14 protein-coding genes are annotated in these 16069 nt (G+C 73.1%); 6 read left to right on the forward strand and 8 right to left on the reverse strand.

Annotated features, from left to right (window positions below):
- Positions 1–89: 89 nt before the first annotated feature.
- From ACMATS_RS14860 to ACMATS_RS14875, 4 genes are all read right to left on the reverse strand, one after another.
- Positions 90–1298: a hypothetical protein gene (locus ACMATS_RS14860; RefSeq protein WP_414170726.1), complete on the reverse strand. Its 1209-nt coding sequence runs from the start codon at positions 1296–1298 to the stop codon at positions 90–92.
- 118 nt (positions 1299–1416) lie between these two features.
- Complete coding sequence (locus ACMATS_RS14865) at positions 1417–2352, reverse strand: N-acetylneuraminate synthase family protein (protein WP_390776196.1); 936 nt, start codon at positions 2350–2352, stop codon at positions 1417–1419.
- 238 nt (positions 2353–2590) lie between these two features.
- Complete coding sequence (locus ACMATS_RS14870) at positions 2591–3808, reverse strand: cytidylyltransferase domain-containing protein (protein WP_414170727.1); 1218 nt, start codon at positions 3806–3808, stop codon at positions 2591–2593.
- A 32-nt stretch (positions 3809–3840) separates the two neighbouring features.
- Positions 3841–5139: a DUF6716 putative glycosyltransferase gene (locus tag ACMATS_RS14875; RefSeq protein ID WP_390776774.1), complete on the reverse strand. Its 1299-nt coding sequence runs from the start codon at positions 5137–5139 to the stop codon at positions 3841–3843.
- Positions 5140–5362: 223 nt separating this feature from the next.
- On the opposite strand from ACMATS_RS14875, the gene ACMATS_RS14880 reads away from it, so the two are divergent.
- The 3 genes from ACMATS_RS14880 to ACMATS_RS14890 are packed head-to-tail and all read left to right on the forward strand — an operon-like array spanning position 5363 to position 8816.
- Positions 5363–6340, forward strand: coding sequence for a glycosyltransferase family 2 protein (locus ACMATS_RS14880; protein WP_390776195.1), 978 nt, complete (start codon positions 5363–5365; stop codon positions 6338–6340).
- Positions 6340–7686, forward strand: coding sequence for a polysialyltransferase family glycosyltransferase (locus ACMATS_RS14885; protein ID WP_414168141.1), 1347 nt, complete (start codon positions 6340–6342; stop codon positions 7684–7686). The genes ACMATS_RS14880 and ACMATS_RS14885 overlap by 1 nt, the downstream gene beginning before the upstream one ends.
- Entirely contained in the window at positions 7683–8816 is a 1134-nt protein-coding gene (locus ACMATS_RS14890) for an acyltransferase family protein (RefSeq protein ID WP_391152337.1), read from the forward strand. The genes ACMATS_RS14885 and ACMATS_RS14890 overlap by 4 nt, the downstream gene beginning before the upstream one ends.
- Before the next feature lie 54 nt (positions 8817–8870).
- Here ACMATS_RS14890 and ACMATS_RS14895 read toward each other — a convergent pair whose 3' ends face one another.
- A complete protein-coding gene (locus ACMATS_RS14895) occupies positions 8871–9509 on the reverse strand; it encodes a TetR/AcrR family transcriptional regulator C-terminal domain-containing protein (protein ID WP_414168142.1) in 639 nt (212 codons plus the stop codon).
- Positions 9510–9581: 72 nt separating this feature from the next.
- Here ACMATS_RS14895 and ACMATS_RS14900 point away from each other — a divergent pair, with 72 nt between their 5' ends.
- Positions 9582–11108, forward strand: coding sequence for an FAD-dependent monooxygenase (locus ACMATS_RS14900; RefSeq protein WP_414168143.1), 1527 nt, complete (start codon positions 9582–9584; stop codon positions 11106–11108).
- A 264-nt stretch (positions 11109–11372) separates the two neighbouring features.
- On the opposite strand, the gene ACMATS_RS14905 is transcribed toward ACMATS_RS14900, so the two are convergent.
- The gene (locus tag ACMATS_RS14905) at positions 11373–12770 is read right to left on the reverse strand and encodes a gluconate:H+ symporter (RefSeq protein WP_390776190.1); all 1398 of its coding nucleotides are present in this window, start codon (positions 12768–12770) and stop codon (positions 11373–11375) included.
- A 50-nt stretch (positions 12771–12820) separates the two neighbouring features.
- Complete coding sequence (locus ACMATS_RS14910; RefSeq protein WP_390776189.1) at positions 12821–13345, reverse strand: gluconokinase; 525 nt, start codon at positions 13343–13345, stop codon at positions 12821–12823.
- Between the two features lie 96 nt (positions 13346–13441).
- Here ACMATS_RS14910 and ACMATS_RS14915 point away from each other — a divergent pair, with 96 nt between their 5' ends.
- Positions 13442–14164: a FadR/GntR family transcriptional regulator gene (locus ACMATS_RS14915; RefSeq protein WP_390776188.1), complete on the forward strand. Its 723-nt coding sequence runs from the start codon at positions 13442–13444 to the stop codon at positions 14162–14164.
- 209 nt (positions 14165–14373) lie between these two features.
- Positions 14374–14532: a hypothetical protein gene (locus ACMATS_RS14920; RefSeq protein WP_336416148.1), complete on the forward strand. Its 159-nt coding sequence runs from the start codon at positions 14374–14376 to the stop codon at positions 14530–14532.
- On the opposite strand, the gene ACMATS_RS14925 is transcribed toward ACMATS_RS14920, so the two are convergent.
- On the reverse strand, positions 14512–15957 hold the full coding sequence (locus tag ACMATS_RS14925) for an amidase (RefSeq protein ID WP_390776773.1): 1446 nt from the start codon (positions 15955–15957) through the stop codon (positions 14512–14514). The two genes, ACMATS_RS14920 and ACMATS_RS14925, sit on opposite strands and share 21 nt — an antisense overlap.
- Between the last annotated feature and the right edge of the window lie 112 nt (positions 15958–16069).

Raw genomic sequence — 16069 nt, forward strand, 5'->3', positions numbered from 1 at the left:
GAAGATTAGAGCCCCGAATGGGGCAACTACCCATCGATCAAGAAAAGTTCAGCCGCATGGATGGGTTTGCCGAGGGGTATGACCCGTATTTACGGCGTACCTTCGGCGACACACCGCGCGGGTACGGGCATCGGCGGCAGTCGGTGTACCTCGCGGGCCGTGCCGGTGACCCCGGAGAGGAAGCCCTCCGCGCGGGGCGAGGCGTGCTCGGTGAGCCAGTCGGGGTCGATGTCGCACACGGCCACGGTGACGCCTGTGCCGGCGAGGGCCAGCGGCAGGGTGTGCACCACGGTGGAGGGGAAGCTGAGCACGGTGCGCCCTATGGGGCCGCGGCGGGCGATCAGTTCGAGCGGCAGCTCCGGGCGGACGACCTCCAGGCCGAGGCCGGTGGCTATCCGGCGCAGCTTGTCGGTGCTCTCGCGGCGGTGGGCGAAGTAGCGGGTGGCGCCGTGGGCCTCGGCCAGGGCGGCGACGGCGGCCAGGTAGCGCTCGGGGTCCACCACGCCGGTCTCGACCAGATTGGTGCCCACGAGGTCCGTGGTGCGGGTGAGGCGGGGCGGGCCGAAGGAGGCGCGGGTCCAGGCGAAGTCGTTGGCGGTGACGGTCACGCCGGGTGGGGCCTCGACGGGCATGGAGGTGAAGATCTCCACGCTCCGGCGGTCGTTCGGGGTGAGCCTCCGGCGTGCGGAAGCAGAGACCGGCGCGAAAACGAGGTCACGCGCCCCGCGTTCACCTCTGCGGTGCCATCTCACCAGCCTTTCCCCGCGGGCGAGTTGGGAGACGAACTCCATCGTGGCCGTGCCGTCGTCCACCACCACCAGCTCCCGGGCCCGGGTGATGGTCAGCAGCAGCTGCACATAGCGGGAGAACGGGTCGCCGATGACGATGCGGTGCGCCCGGCGCAGCGGTCCGGCGAGCGAGCCGACGGTCTGCACGGGCGCCGCGGGGCCGCCCCGGGCCTCGGTCCACTGCACACGGTGCCCCTGGTCGCGGGCCAGTTCGGCCATGCGGCGCAGCTGGCCGCGGGTCATGGGGTCGTGCGGGGCGAGCACGACGACCAGCAGGTCCAGCAGGTCGGACGCGTCGCGCGGCTCGTCCGGGTCGCCGGGGTCCGGGGGCTCCGTCTCGACGTCGCGGGGCCCGGGCTGGCGGGGCACGCCGTCCGTGGTTTGACTGGCCTGCCTGGCCTGCCCGGCCTGCCCGGCCTGCCCGGCCTGCCGCGCCGGGCGGCGGGGCGCGCCGAGGTGCGCCCATTCGAGGACGTTGAGCAGCTGGACCGGGCTCTCGACGAAGGCCAGCGTGCGGGCCGGGCTCTGCTCGCTCCGTGGGCCCCGGAGACGGCGGACGGGAGTGGCCGCCGCCTCCGGGGAGGGGCCGGCAGAGGCCCCCGCGGGAGAGGTCACCGTGGCGCGCCCGTCAGACGGCGACGGGCTCGCGGTCGCCGCCCTCGGCGACGACGCCCGTCACCCGGCGCAGCTTGCGCATCGGACCGAGCTCGCTGTCGTACACCCGCTTCACGCCGTCGCCCAGCGACTCCTCGACCACCCGGATGTCGCGCACCAGCCGCTGCAGGCCGCCCGGTTCGACGGAAGCCGCCTGGTCGGAGCCCCACATGGCGCGGTCGAGGGTGATGTGCCGCTCGACGAAGGCGGCGCCGAGGGCGACCGCGGCGAGGGTGGTCTGCAGGCCCGTCTCGTGACCGGAGTAGCCGATGGGGACGTTGGGGTACTCGGCCTGGAGGGTGTGGATGACGCGCAGGTTGAGCTCGGCGGCCTTGGCCGGGTAGGTCGAGGTGGCGTGGCAGAGCACGATGTTGTCGCTGCCGAGGACCTCGACGGCGTGCCGGATCTGCTTCGGGGTGGACATGCCGGTCGACAGGATCACGGTGCGGCCGGTGGCGCGCAGGGTGCGCAGGAGTTCGTCGTCGGTGAGCGAGGCGGAGGCGACCTTGTGGGCGGGCAGGTCGAACTTCTCCAGGAAGGCGACGGACTCGGTGTCCCAGGGCGAGGCGAACCAGGCGATGCCGCGCTCGCGGCAGTACGAGTCGATCCTGCGGTACTCGTCCTCGCCGAACTCCACCCGGTGGCGGTAGTCGATGTACGTCATCCGGCCCCACGGCGTGTCCCGCTCCAGGGCCCACTGGTCGCGCGGGGTGCAGACCTCGGGGGTGCGCTTCTGGAACTTCACCGCGTCGCAGCCGGCGTCGGCGGCGGCGTCGATGAGGGCGAGCGCCGTGTCCAGGTCGCCGTTGTGGTTGATGCCGATCTCGCCGGTGACGTAGACGGGGTGGCCGGGGCCGACGGGCTTCCGGCCGAGGAGACGGGTCCGTGCTGCGGTGCTGGCGGGGCTCATGGTGAGGCGGTTCCTTAAGGGGAAGGGGCTGTGGTCGGGGTGCTCAGAGTTCGGGGCCTAGGGGGTGTCTGGTGGGCCAGTGCGGGCCCTGCGGCGTCTGGTGCGGTGGATCGCAAGGCGGAGCATCGCCCGCGTACTGGGCGATGGGGGCACCCCCATGCCCGTTCAGGGCTATGGGGGAGGGTGATGCGACAACGCGGCGAGGTGCCGTGCCAGACGCCGCAGGGCCCGTGCTGGCTCACCAGACGCCCCCTAGGAGCCATGAGGCGATCTCCCGGACGGCACCGCTGCCGCCGGGTGCGGAGGTCACCGCGCGGGCCGCCGCCCGTACGGAGCCGTGGGCGTTCGCCACGGCGACGGGCCAGCCGACGAGGCCGAAGCAGGGCAGGTCGTTGACGTCGTTGCCGACGTAGAGCACCCGGTCGGGGGCGATGCCGCGCTCCTCGCACCACTGCTTGAGGGCGTGGTCCTTGTGCTCGCTGCCGTGCACGACGGGGATGCCGAGCTTGCGGCCGCGGGCGGCGACGACGGGGTTGGTCTCGGTGGAGAGGATCAGCAGGTCCAGCCCGGCGCGGCGCAGGGCGGCGACGCCGAGCCCGTCGCCGCGGTGGACGGCGACGAGTTCGCGTCCGTCGGCGTCGATGAGGACGCGGTCGTCGGTCTGGGTGCCGTCGAAGTCGAGGACGACGGCGTCGACGTCGTCCAGGGCGGGCCTGCTGTTGCCGGTGCCGAGCAGGGGTGCGAGGGCGCGGGCCCGGTCGAGGTCGTGCGGCTCGTCGATCTCCAACACCCGTGCGGCGTCGGTGCGTACGAGCTCGGTGCGGCCGAAGAAGCGGTGCCGTGCGGTGCGGAAGCCGGCGGCGCGCATGGCGTAGGCGGCGCCGGTCTCCAGCCAGTCCTGGGGGCGGTCCTGGCGGCGCGGACGGTGGGACTTGTCGTGGTTGACCCCGTGCGTGTCGTCGGGCCGGGCGGCGGTGCGGGGGCCGCCCTGGACGGGAACGGCGGGCCCTTCCGGGGCCGCGCGCCACACGAATCCGTGGAACGGGGCCACGGCGAGCGCGCTGTCGGCGCCCTGTTCGACGACCGCGGCGGCGACCGCGTCGACGTCCTCCCCGGTGAGGAACGGGCTCGTGCACTGCACCAGCAGGACGGTGTCCACCGCCGTGCCGTGCGCGGACTCGTACGCGTCCATCGCGTGCAGCACCGCCGCCTCGCTGGTGGCGGTGTCGCCCGCGATCGCGTCCGGGCGCCGGACCACTTCCGCGCCCGCCTCCCGGGCCGCGGCCGCGATGGCCGGGTCGTCGGTGGAGACGACGACGTCGGTGACCAGGCGTGCCGCGCGGCAGGCCCGGACCGCGCGGACGACCAGGGGCACGCCGCCGACCGGGGCGAGGTTCTTGGCGGGCACCCCCTTGGAACCGCCGCGTGCGGGGACGACGGCCAGGACGGCGGGCATGGTGCGCTCCTCGGAGGGGTTCGGGGTCGGTGTCACAGCTCCCCCAGCCGCCGGATGACGGGGGCCACGCGCTGCACCCCGTGCCGGTAGGCGCCGCGGGCCGCGTCGCGCAGGGCGTTGCGGGTGGCGCGGCGCAGGGCGCTCTCCGGCCGCTCGGGGGCGGCGCGGCCGGGCAGGGGGCGGCCGCCGGGGTCGAAGCCGTGGCGGGCGAGGATGCCGGGGAGGTAGCCGGGGGCGGTGCGGGCCGTGTAGTAGGGGGCGAGCGGCGGGAGTTGCGGCTGGGCGCACAGGTGGGCGACCCGTTCGCGCGCGGTGGCGAAGGCCTGCTCGTGGGGGACGTCCACGGCACCTCCTCCGAGACCTTGGCGGGCCGACCACTCCGGGTCGGGTGCGGGCAGCAGGCCGGCGTCGAGCTCGTCCCAGGAGGCGAGGCAGCCGGAGCCGAGGAAGTGGTGGTTGCCGAGGGGTTCGCGGATGCCGAGGTCGGTGAGGACGGCGGTGGGGACCGCCCGGTGCAGGGACTCCAGGGCGGCGGTGGAGCTGACGGTGACGAGGAGGTCGGCGCGGTCCAGGACCTCGCCCATGTGCCCGTACACGAGGCGGAAGTTGGGGGGCGCTCCGCCCTTCAGTCGGGCGGCCAACTTCTGGTAGGGGTGTTCCTCGATGTGTGTGGTGTGCTCTCCGGGCTTGCTGCGCAGTTTGACGAGGACCTCGCGGTCCGGGTGCAGCCGGGCGTGTCCGGCGGCGCGCTCCAGCAGGTACATCCGGTCGGCGCGGCTCTCCGGCACCGAGGGCTGGGCGGCGAACACCACGGTGTACGGGCGGACTTGGCACCCGGCCTCGTAGGGTTCGCCCCCGAGGAAGGGCAGGGCGCACTCGGTGACGCTCTCCGCGCCGGCGCCCGCTCCGGCGTACACGGCGCGGAAGCGCTCCGCGTCGTGCCGGGAGTTGGCCAGGACCACGTCTGCGCCGTGCCGCAACAGCAGCCCGTCGGCGAGTTTTTCGTATACGACCCCGACGTAGCCGGTGACCACGACGGGCCGCTGCGCGACGCCGTCCCACGCGTGCCCGAGCCCGTGCAGCATGGCCTGGACGGCTCCGCCGACGCACGCGAGGACGATCACGTCGTACCGGTCCGGGTGTGCCGCGCGGACGAACTCCGTGCCCGTGACCTCGCGCAACGCGGCGGCGTCGGCCCCGACTTCGGCGAGCTGCCGCACCGTGGGCGTCGCGCGCCCCCGCAGCAGGAACCCGTCCGGCCGGGCGCCGGGCACGAGCCGGTGCGCGGTGAGTGCTCCCCATTTCCATCGCGTGTCGGAGTCCGCGAGCACGGCGACCCGTGGCGGGGATTCGGTACGTGTGGGCACGTCGCCGACGATAGGAATTCATTCCGTTTCGCTGCCCAACGCAGGCACAACAACCGGTAAACAGCACAACGACGATCGGCGAATCGGTTGACGCGCAGGCCCGGTTCATCATTCCGACCCGCTTCGTTCACCTTCGCTTCCGGCCGCGGTCAGAGTAAATGCCGGAGCGCCGCCTACCGTTCCGTGAGTGGTCAAGCTCTCCGTCATCGTGCCGTTCTTCAACGTGCAGGCATACGCTCCGGACGCCCTGCGCAGCCTGCGTGCGAACGCACGCGAGGACTTCGAATTCATTCTCGTCGACGACTGTTCGACCGACGGGACGCCGGGCATCCTGGAACGGGCGGCGCGCGAGCTGCCCGGGGCCGTGCTCGTGCGCCACGAGCGGAACGGCGGCCTCGCCACCGCCCGCAACACGGGCCTGGACCACGCCCGCGGCACGTACCTGACCTTCCTGGACGGCGACGACTGGCTGGCGCCCGGCTACTACCCGCAACTGCTGGACGCCGTCGAGGCGTTGGACGTCGACTTCGTCCGCACCGACCACGTCCAGTGCACCGGCCCCGTCCGCACCGTGCACCGGGTGCCGATCGGCCGCCGCGATGTCGCGCTCCGGCCGCGCGACGCGATACTCCCCGCCGACCGCTCGACGTCCGTCGACTACGCCTACGCCTGGGCCGGCATCTACCACCGCCGCCTGCTGGACGCGGGGCTGCTGCACTTCAAGCACGGCCTGCGCACCGCCGAGGACCGCCCCTGGATCTGGCGGCTGCACCGCGAGTCGCAGTCGTTCGCGGTGGCCGGACTGCTGGGCGTGTTCTACCGGCGCGGAATCGCCTCGTCGCTCACACAGATTGGCGACGTACGCCAGCTCGATTTCATTCGCGCTTTCGACCAGGTCATCGACGAGACCTCCCGCGATCCCGCCGCGGAAAAACTCCTGCCCAAGGCCGTGCGGACGTATTGCGCCATCATTTCCCACCACCTCGGCAGCATCGAACGCTTCGAACCGGCCGTGGCCAAAGCCCTGCGCTCGATGAGTGCAGCAGCCATGAAACGCATGCCGCAGGATCTCCTCAAGGACGCCCTGAATTCCATGGACGAAGACCGCGCAGCCCGCCTGCGCCGCCTCCGCCGCCGCCCGGCCCCCGCCGAGGTGGCCGCCTGATGGCAGCCCGCACCCAACTGCTCCTCGCCTCCACGCTCTACGGGGCCGCCACCCTGGCCGCCGCCGTCGACGCGGACCTCCTCGGCCCGGCCGACCGCCGCGTGCTGATCGTCGCCAACACCGCCTCCGTCCCCGAGACGACCCCCTCCCTGGAGACGACCCCCGGCTTCGAGCGGCTGCGCACCCGCTTCGACGCCGTGGTGTCCTGGAACGAGACGATCAGCCCCTTCCACCCCACCGGCTGGTCGCCGCGCCCCGACGACACCCCCCTCTGGGAGCGCCACCTGCGGCTGCTGTGGGGGCTCGGCACCGACGAGGTGACGATCGTCCTGGAGTCCCTCCAGGTCAACCCGGCCATGGCGGTGGCCCAGATGTTCCCCGGCGCCCCGCTCGAGGTCTACGCCGACGGCCTGATGAGCTACGGACCCACGCGCAGCAAACTCGACCCGCTCATCGGCACCCGGATCCGCCGCCTGCTCCACCTGGACCTGGTGCCCGGGCTGAAGCCGCTGCTGCTCACGGAGTTCGGCGTCGAACCGGAGACCGTCCCCGGCGAGGTCTTCGCCAAGGTGCTGGCCGAACTCGCCGACGCGGCCGGCCTGCCGGACGACGCCCCCGAGGGCGCGGCCCTGCTGCTCGGCCAGTACCTGTCGGCGCTCGGCATCCTCACCCCCGAGGAGGAGGAGCGGCTGCACATGCGGATGCTGCGCGGCGCGGTGCGCCGCGGACACCGGACCGTGATCTTCAAGCCCCATCCCTCGGCACCCGCCCGCTGGTTGCGGCTGCTGGAGGAGGAGGCGGACCGGCTCGGCGCGCGCCTGACCGTGCTGGACACCCCCGTCCTGGCCGAGGCCGTGTACCAGCGGCTGCGGCCCGCACTGGTCGTCGCCTGCTTCTCGACGGCGCTGTTCACCGCGCAGGCCTTCTACGGCCTGCCGGTCGCCCGGTCGGGCACCGAGATGCTGCTGGAGCGGCTCACGCCGTACCAGAACAGCAACCGGGTGCCGGTGACGATCGTCGACGCACTGCTGCCGGACGTGGACGACGAGGCGGCGGCCCCGGACGCCGTGGACCTCAACGGGCTGCTGGCCGCCGTCGGTTACTCCATGCAGCCGCAGATCCTCCCCGACCTGCGCCCCGCCGCCGAACGCTACCTCGCGGCACACCTGACCCCCCGTACCCGGCGCTACTTCAAACGGCGCCGCCTCACGTCGCTGGGCCTGCCCGGCGCGGTCCCCTCCTCGCTCTCCTTCCTGCCGCGCAATCCGACGCTCCGGCGCATGGCACGCCGCGCCCGGGCCGTGAAGCGGCGGCTGACCAAGAAGACGGCGGTGCCCTCCTCATGACAGCCCCCACCGTGCCCGGCCCCCGCCTCACCGAGGCCCCGGCCGCAGGTGCACAGCACGGCAGCGGCGCGGCGGGCCGGCTGCGCGCCCTGGACGGCCTGCGGCTCGTCGCCGCGCTCATGGTCGCGCTGTACCACTACGGCGGCCGGGACGGCGAGGTCGCCCAGGCGTGGGGCAGGTCACCGCGCCACGAATTCCCGCACCTGTCGGGCGCGTTCGCCTACGGCTGTCTCGGGGTGCAGATCTTCTTCGTCATCAGCGGCTTCGTCATCTGCATGAGCGGCTGGGGCCGCCCGCTGCGCTCCTTCTTCGCCTCCCGCGTCGCCCGGCTGTACCCCGCGTACTGGGTGGCCATCGCGCTGGTGACGCTCGCGTTCGCGCTGCCGTGGGTGACGTACAGGACGGTCTCCCCCAGCGACACCCTGGTGAACCTGACCATGCTGCAACAGCCGGTCGGCGCCACGCGGGTGCTCGGCGTGTGCTGGACGCTCTGGGCCGAGCTGCGCTTCTACGCGCTCTTCGCCCTGTGCGTCGTGCTGCCCGGGGCCACGCGCCACCGGGTCGTGCTCTTCTGCGCCGGGTGGACCCTGGCGACGGTGATCACCACGGCCTCCCATCTGGAGGTGCTGCGCGTGGTGTTCATGCCGGAGTACTCGGCGTACTTCATCGGCGGCATCGGCCTCTACCTGGTCCACCGCTTCGGGCACGACGCGCTGGCCTGGGGCATCGTCGCGATGAGCTTCCTGATCGGGCAGCACTACGCGGTGGCGGGGCTGTGGCACCCGCCGAACCCGCACTACTTCTCGTACCGTTCGGCCTACGTGATCATCGCGGTGCTGGCGCTCGGCTACGCGGCCGTGGCCCTGATCGCCCTGGGCAAGGTGCCCTGGGCGAACTGGAGCTGGCTGCCCTTCGCGGGCGCGCTGACCTACCCGTTCTACCTGGTGCACGAGCACCTGGGGTGGGTGGTGATCGGCGTACTGCACCGCAGGCTCGGCCTGCCCTCGGCGGCGGTGTTCGTGCTGACGATCGGGCTGATGCTGGTCCTGGCGTGGCTGATGCACCGCGTGGTGGAAAGGCGGCTGACACCGGTGCTGCGGAGGGCATTGGCGGGATCCGTGCCCCGCTAGGGGCGCGGGGAACTGCGCGAGCAACCCCGACGGACCCGCAGCCGAAGAACCGCCCTACAACAGGGTCGCCTCGATCCCCGCTATGACGGCAGTCAACCCGGCCTCGAACCCGGCATCGAGGTCGCCGAAGAGCTCCTCCCCCGCCTCGAACGACAGCGGATACCCCCCGCCCAGCCGCTCCGCCCGGTACGCGGGCTCGAAGGCCGGGTCCCGCGGCCCGCCCGGCACGGGATGGACGGACTGCTCCTCCATCACGTACCCCATGGTGTACGTCTGCATCGTGAACCAGGCGCGGGCGGCGGTGTGCGTCGAGAAGCCCGCGCCGACGAGGGTGTTCAGGGCACCCTCCAGCGGACCGGCGTACGTGCCGTCGGTGAAGCGGGTACCGCCGAACACCTTGGCGCCGTCGCGGTAGCGGAGCAGGTAGCGCCGCATCTCGCGGGCGGCGACGGCCATGCACTCCTGCCAGGTGCCGCCGCCACCGGAGCGGAGGGGCCCGGCCATGCGGCGCATCATCTCCGTCGCCACTTCGTCCAGCAGTTCCTGCTTGTTCTTGAAGTGCCAGTAGAGGGCGGGCGCCTGGACGTCGAGCTCCTTGGCGATCCGGCGCAGGGTGAGGCCTTCGAGACCCACCTCGTTCAGCAACCGGAGGGCGGTGTCGGCCACTTGGGCCCGGTCGATTCGCGTTGCCACCTTGACAGCTTAACGCTGTTCAGTTCAGTCTGGTAGTGCAGTGAACTTAACACCGTTAAGGGGGGATCTTCCGTGAACACGGTGGAGACGAACGTCGACGTACTGATCGCCGGCGCCGGCCCGACCGGCCTGGTCCTGGCCATCGACCTGGCACGGCGCGGCGTCCGGTACCGGCTGGTGGAGCGCGCCGAGCGCGGCTTCCCGGGCTCGCGCGGGATGGGCATCCAGCCGCGCACGCAGGAGGTGTTCGACGACCTGGGGGTGATCGGGGCCATCGCGGCCGCGGGCGGGCCGTGCCCGCCGGTGCAGGTCTGGGAGGGCCGGGAGCGGGTGCGCACGTGGGATCTGGTGGAACGGGCCGACACCTCGCCGGCCATTCCGTACCCCGAGATCCTGATGGTGCCGCAGTGGCGGACGGTGGAGGAGCTGTGCGCACGGCTCGAAGAGCTGGGCGGCACGGTCGACTTCGGTACGGAGCTGACGGAATTCGCGCAGGACGCGGACGGCGTCACGGCAGTGCTGCGCGGCGCCGACGGCGCGACGGAGACGGTCCGTGCGGCATACCTCGTCGGCACCGACGGCGGCCGCAGCACCGTGCGCAGCTTGCTGGGCACGGCCTTCAACGGCAACCGGATAGACGAAACCGCCACGGTGGTCGCGGACCTGGAGCTGGAGGGCGAACTCGACCGCGACCACTGGCACATGTGGCCCAAGGCGGAGGGCGGGTTCCTCGCCCTGCGGGGTCTGGAGGGCACGGAGGCGTTCCAGACCATCGTCCGCTTCACGGACCCGGCCTTTGAGCCCGACCTGGAGCGCGACGCCACACCGCAGGCCCTGACCCGCACCATCGCCCGCCGCACCGGCCTGGCGGACCTGCGGGTGACCCAGGTGCACTGGTCGTCGGTCTACCGGCCGCGGGCCGCCATGGCGGAGCGCTTCCGCACCGGCCGCGTCTTCCTCGCGGGGGACGCCGCCCACATCCACTCCCCCGCGGGCGGCCAGGGCCTCAACACCAGTGTCCAGGACGCGTACAACCTGGGCTGGAAGCTGGCCGCCGTGCTGCGGGGAGGCGCGCCGGACGCGCTGCTCGACACGTACGACGACGAGCGGGGCCGGGTGGCGGCGGACGTCCTGGGCCTGAGCACGCGCCAGCACATCAAGGACCGCTCCTCGGGCTCGAACGGCTTGAGCCGCCGCGGCCCCGAGACGCACCAACTGCACCTGAACTACCGGGAGAGCGGGCTGACCCGGGAGCACCGCGACGCCGTCCCGGAGGACGCCCTCCACGCCGGCGACCGCGCCCCGGACGCCCCCTGCCGGGACGCCTCCGGCGAGGTGTTCCGCCTCTTCGACGCCTTCAGGGGCCCGCACTTCACGCTGCTGGACCTGACGGGTGCCGGGGGGACCGAGGTGACAGAGGTGACCGGGGCCCGCACGTACCGCATAGGCGGCCCGTCCCCGGACCTCCTGGACCCGGAGGGGCACGCCAAGGCGGCGTACGGCTCGGGGTTGTTCCTGGTCCGGCCGGACGGGTATGTCGCGGTGGCGACGGACGAGTTGGGGGATGTGACGGGGTACCTGGCGCAGGTCGCGGGGTAGTGCCCCTAAGGGGCGCGGGGAACTGCGCGACCAGCCCCCACCGGCCCGCAGCCGACGCACCACCCCAGGGGTCCGGGGCGAAGCCCCCTGGGGGCACCTCCTGGGGGCACCTCCTGGGGGCACCCCCAGCGGTAGCTGGGGGAGGTAGCTGGGGGAGGTAGCTGGGGGAGGTAGCTGGGGGACCTCGACCGCGGGCGCGTCGTGGCCGATCGCGCCCACGCGGCGGAGCCGCATATGTAGCTGCCCCGCGCCCCTGACGGGGCGCTACACCACCAGCGACAGCAGCATCACAAACCCCAGCCCCACCACCGAAATAACGGTCTCCATCAGCGACCACGTCTTGAGCGTCTGCCCCACGCTCATGCCGAAGTATTCCTTCACCATCCAGAACCCGGCGTCGTTGACGTGGGAGAAGAACAGCGATCCGGCGCCGACGGCCAGTACCAGCAGGGCCGTGTGCGTCGTGCTCATCCCGGCGGCCAGCGGGGCGACCAGCCCCGCCGCCGAGATGGTGGCCACCGTGGCCGAGCCGGTCGCCAGCCGGATGCCGACCGCGATCAGCCAGGCCAGCAACAGGGCCGACACCGACCAGTCCTTGGAGAAGTCCAGGATCATCCGCCCGACACCGACGTCGATCAGCGTCTGCTTGAAGCCGCCTCCCGCACCGACGATCAGCAGGATGCCCGCGATGGGACCGAGGGACTTCTCCACGGTCCCGGCGATCCGGTCGCGCCCGAAGCCGGCGGCGCGGCCCAGCGTGACCATCCCGACCAGCACGGCCGCGAGCAGGGCGATCAGCGGGGAGCCGACCACGTCCGCGACGCGCTGCACATGGTTCTTGGGGTCGTCCACCACGACGTCCACCAGGGCCTTGCCCAGCATCAGCACCACGGGCAGCAGCACCGTTCCCACGGTGACGGCGAAGCCCGGGCGCCGCTCCAGCTCCTCCGACGGGCGCTGCGGGATCAGCTTCTCCGGCGGGGCGATGTCGACCCAGCGGGCCGCGTACCGGGAGAACAGCGGCCCCGCGATCACGGCTGTCGGCACGGCGATCAGCGCGCCCAGGGCCAGGGTCACGCCGAGGTCGGCGTGGATGGCGTCGACGGCGGCCAGCGGGCCGGGGTGCGGGGGCACCAGGCCGTGCATCACGGAGAGGCCCGCCAGCGCGGGGATGCCGATCCGCATCAGGGAGTGCCCGCCGCGCTTGGCGACCAGCAGCACCACCGGGATCAGCAGCACGATCCCGACCTCGAAGAACAGCGGCAGGCCGATGATCCCGGCGATCAGCACGATCGCCCAGGGCATCGAACTCCGGCTCGCGCGGGCCAGGATGGTGTCCACGATCTGGTCCGCGCCGCCGGAGTCGGCGAGCAGCCGGCCCAGTATCGCGCCCAGCGCGATGAGCACGCCGACACCGGCGACGGTGGAGCCGAGCCCGGCCGAGAAGCTCGCGATGGCCTTGTCCAGCGGGGCGCCCGCCACGGCGCCGAGGACGAGGGATCCGATCGTCAGCGACAGGAAAGCGTGCAGTTTGAGGCGGCTGATGAGAAGGACGATGACGGCGATGCCGACGAGAACGGCGATGCCCAGCTGCGCGTGACCCGCCGAAGTGATCGGGGCGGGTGCGTCCGCGGCCAGCATCTCGACGCTGAGAGTGCTCACGGGGCTTTCCTAGGGGGGAAGTTGGGGGGAGTTGGGGGGAGGTGAGGGGGTCAGAGCCGCCGCAGTGCGGCGGCCGCCCGCTCGGCAATGACGGCCGCTTCGGGCGTGACATCAACGGCGATGCCCGCCTCGTCGGCCCCGAGCGGTTCGAGGGTGGCGAACTGGGAGTCCAGCAGCCGGGTGGTCATGAAGTGGCCCTTGCGGGCGGCCATCCGGGCGGCGATCAGCTCGTAGTCGCCGGTGAGGTGGAGGAAGACGAGCCCCGGGGCCGCGGCCCGCAGCCGGTCGCGGTAGCTGCGCTTGAGCGCCGAGCAGCTGACCACGCCGCCCAGCCCGGCCCGCCCGCGCGCCCAGTCGCCGATGGCGTCGAGCCAGGGGGCGCGGTCGGTGTCGTCCAGTGGAGTCCCGGCCGACATCTTGGCGATGTTGGCGGCCGGGTGGAAGTCGTCGCCCTCGGCATAGGGGACGCCGAGCGCCTCCGCCACCAGGGGCCCGACCGTGGTCTTGCCCGTTCCTGCCACGCCCATCACCACGATGACGCGGGGTTCCGTCCGGGGTTCCGTCTCCGTCGACATGGAGGACACTGAAACTTATGAGTACGACGTATTCAAGACACTGTGACGTAAACGTCATACTTAATCGCGTGGGCGCCCGGCCCGTAGGCTGACCCCATGAGCAAGCAGGGACAGGGAGGCCACGGGGGAGGCCAGGGGCTGCACGCACGCGTGCTGGACTCCCTCGGACCCGCGATCACGGCGGGCGCATACCCGCCGGGCACGGTGCTGCGCACGGACGAGCTGGAGCAGCGCTTCGACGTCTCGCGCACGGTGGTGCGCGAGGTGATACGCGTCCTGGAGTCCATGAGCCTGGTGGCCTCCCGGCGCCGGGTCGGCGTGACCGTCCTCCCGACCGAGGAGTGGAACGTCTACGACCCCCAGGTGATCCGCTGGCGGCTGGCCGGTCCCGACCGCCCCCGCCAGCTCCGCTCCCTCACCGTGCTGCGCTCCGCCGTCGAACCGGTGGCCGCGGGCCTCGCGGCCCGCCTCGCCACGCCGGAGCAGTGTGCCGAACTCACCGGGCACGCCCTCGGAATGGTGGCCACCTCACGGGGCCAGCAGCTGGACGGCTACCTGGTGCACGACATCGCCTTCCACCGCGTGATCCTCCGCGCCTCCGGCAACGAGATGTTCGCGCGCCTGGGCGACGTGGTGGCCGAGGTCCTCACGGGCCGCACCCACCACCACGTGATGTTCACGGACCCCGACCCGGCGGCGGTCACCCTGCACGTCCGGGTGGCGGAGGCGGTCCGGGAACGGGACGCGGAGACCGCGGAGCGGCTGACGCGGGAGATTGCACGCGGCGCGATGGCGGAGCTGGACATTCTGGCGCCGTAGCGCCCCGTCAGGGGCGCGGGGAACTGCGCGATCAGCCACCGTCGGCCTGCAGCCGACGCACCACCCCGGTGCAGCACGTCACCTGCGGGCGCGTCGTGGCTGGTCGCGCAGTTCCCCGCGCCCCTGACGGGGCACGAAGGCTCACCGGACACACCCATCCGGCGCACGCCACACCGCACCCCCGAACACCCATCCGTACCCTCGATCCCATGCGCCACCAGAACCGCTTCACGCGCCCCGCGCGCCAGCGCTACGGCAACCGCTGGGTGTACGCCCGCCGCAACCCCAAGGGCCTGGCCCTCGTGATCCTCATCCCGCTCGCCGCCGTCGCGGCCCTGCTGCTGATCTCAAGCGGCGCCCCGCGCTGAGACCGGGTCCCCGGCCCACCCGGCGCTGCCGGGCCACCGCTCGTACCACCGCCGGTCCGCCTCCAACTGCGCGGCCAGCGACACCAGCACCGGCTCCCCGCCCGCCGGACCGAGCAGCTGGGCCCCCAGCGGAAGCCCGCCCTCGGTGAACCCCGACGGCACGCTCACCCCCGGCCACCCCAGCACGTTCCACGGCCAGGCGTACGGGCACGCCGCGGTCATCGCGGCGTCGGTGTCCCGGGTGCCCAGCCCCGCGAGATCGCCGGTGCGCAGCGGCGGCACCGCCGTCGTCGGCGTGAGCAGGACGTCGTACCGCCCGAACATCTCCCCCACCCGGTGCCGCAGCGGCCCTTCCGCGGCCCGCGCCAGCCGCAGCAGACCGGTCGCCTCCAGCAGCCGGCCGCTCCGCGCGGTGGCCCGCGTCCGGGGATCGAGCCGCGCCGGGTCGGGCACCCGCAGGGCCAGGTCCCGCACCCCCGCCATGGCCCGCGGCAGGAAGGCCGGCCCGATCGGCCCGTAGGCGATCTCCTCCGCCGCCACCTCGTGCCCCAGCGCCTCCAGCCGCTCGGCCGTGCGCACCGTCGCCTCGCGCGCGGCGGGCGAGAGCCAGTGCCGCACGGCGGCGAAGGCGGGCCGCAGGGACAGCGCGATCCGCAGCCGCCCCGGCTCGCGCCGGGCGGCCGCCACGACGTCGACGGCCCGCGGCCGGTGCACGTCCCCGGCGTGCGAACCGCTCACCGCCTGCAGCAGCAGCGCCGCATCGGCGACCGTCCGCGCCAGCGGCCCGTGCACCGTGATGCCGTGGAACGCCTCGCGCTCGGGCCAGGTGGAGATCCGTCCGCGCTGCGGCTTGATCCCCACGAGGTGCGTCCACGCGGCCGGGATCCGGATCGAGCCGGCCCCGTCCGACCCCAGCGCCCCCGCGACGAGACCTGCGGCGACGGCCGCGGCCGAGCCGCCCGACGACCCGCCGGGCGTGTGCTCCGGGCTCCACGGGTTGCGCGTGACCCCGAACGCCGGCCCGTCGGTGACGGGCCATTGCCCCAGCTCCGGGGTGTTGGTCTTGCCGACGATCACGGCCCCCGCGGCCCGCAGCCGGCGCACGGCCTCACCGTCGGCGCGCTGCGGCGGGAAGTCCCCCGGGCACCCGAAGGCGGTCGGCTCCCCGGCCACGTCCATGTCGTCCTTGACGGCGACGGGCACCCCCAGCAGCGGTCCGCGCTCCCCCGCCGCCAGCAGCCGGTCCGCCTGCTCGGCCTCCTCCAGCGCGGCCTCGGCGCGCACGCGCCGGAAGGCGTTGAGCGTCGGCTGCGTCGCCGCGATCCGGCCCAACGAGCGTTCGACGAGCTCGCGGGAGGTCACCTCGCCGGAGGCGAGGGCACGCGCCTGGTCGGCGAGCCCGTCGAGTCCGTCCGGCCTGTCCATCATGAACCCTGTCACACGATCCCCCTTCGTGTTCTCGAACACAGGTTACTGGTACGGCAGTTGACGATGCAGCGGCAAAAACAGCCAGGTGCGGGGTGCGGCGGAACGCGGA

The sequence above is a fragment of the Streptoverticillium reticulum genome, assembly GCF_047456005.1.
GTDB classification, from domain to species: domain Bacteria; phylum Actinomycetota; class Actinomycetes; order Streptomycetales; family Streptomycetaceae; genus Streptomyces; species Streptomyces reticulum.

Coding starts and splice junctions, on each gene's coding strand:
- ACMATS_RS14910 (WP_390776189.1), bottom strand. CDS start 13,345: ATGTCGACGGAGACGGAACCCCGGACGGAACCCCGCGTCATCGTGGTG.
- ACMATS_RS14915 (WP_390776188.1), top strand. CDS start 13,442: ATGAGCAAGCAGGGACAGGGAGGCCACGGGGGAGGCCAGGGGCTGCAC.
- ACMATS_RS14865 (WP_390776196.1), bottom strand. CDS start 2,352: ATGAGCCCCGCCAGCACCGCAGCACGGACCCGTCTCCTCGGCCGGAAG.
- ACMATS_RS14885 (WP_414168141.1), top strand. CDS start 6,340: ATGGCAGCCCGCACCCAACTGCTCCTCGCCTCCACGCTCTACGGGGCC.
- ACMATS_RS14925 (WP_390776773.1), bottom strand. CDS start 15,957: ATGGACAGGCCGGACGGACTCGACGGGCTCGCCGACCAGGCGCGTGCC.
- ACMATS_RS14920 (WP_336416148.1), top strand. CDS start 14,374: ATGCGCCACCAGAACCGCTTCACGCGCCCCGCGCGCCAGCGCTACGGC.
- ACMATS_RS14870 (WP_414170727.1), bottom strand. CDS start 3,808: ATGCCCGCCGTCCTGGCCGTCGTCCCCGCACGCGGCGGTTCCAAGGGG.
- ACMATS_RS14890 (WP_391152337.1), top strand. CDS start 7,683: ATGACAGCCCCCACCGTGCCCGGCCCCCGCCTCACCGAGGCCCCGGCC.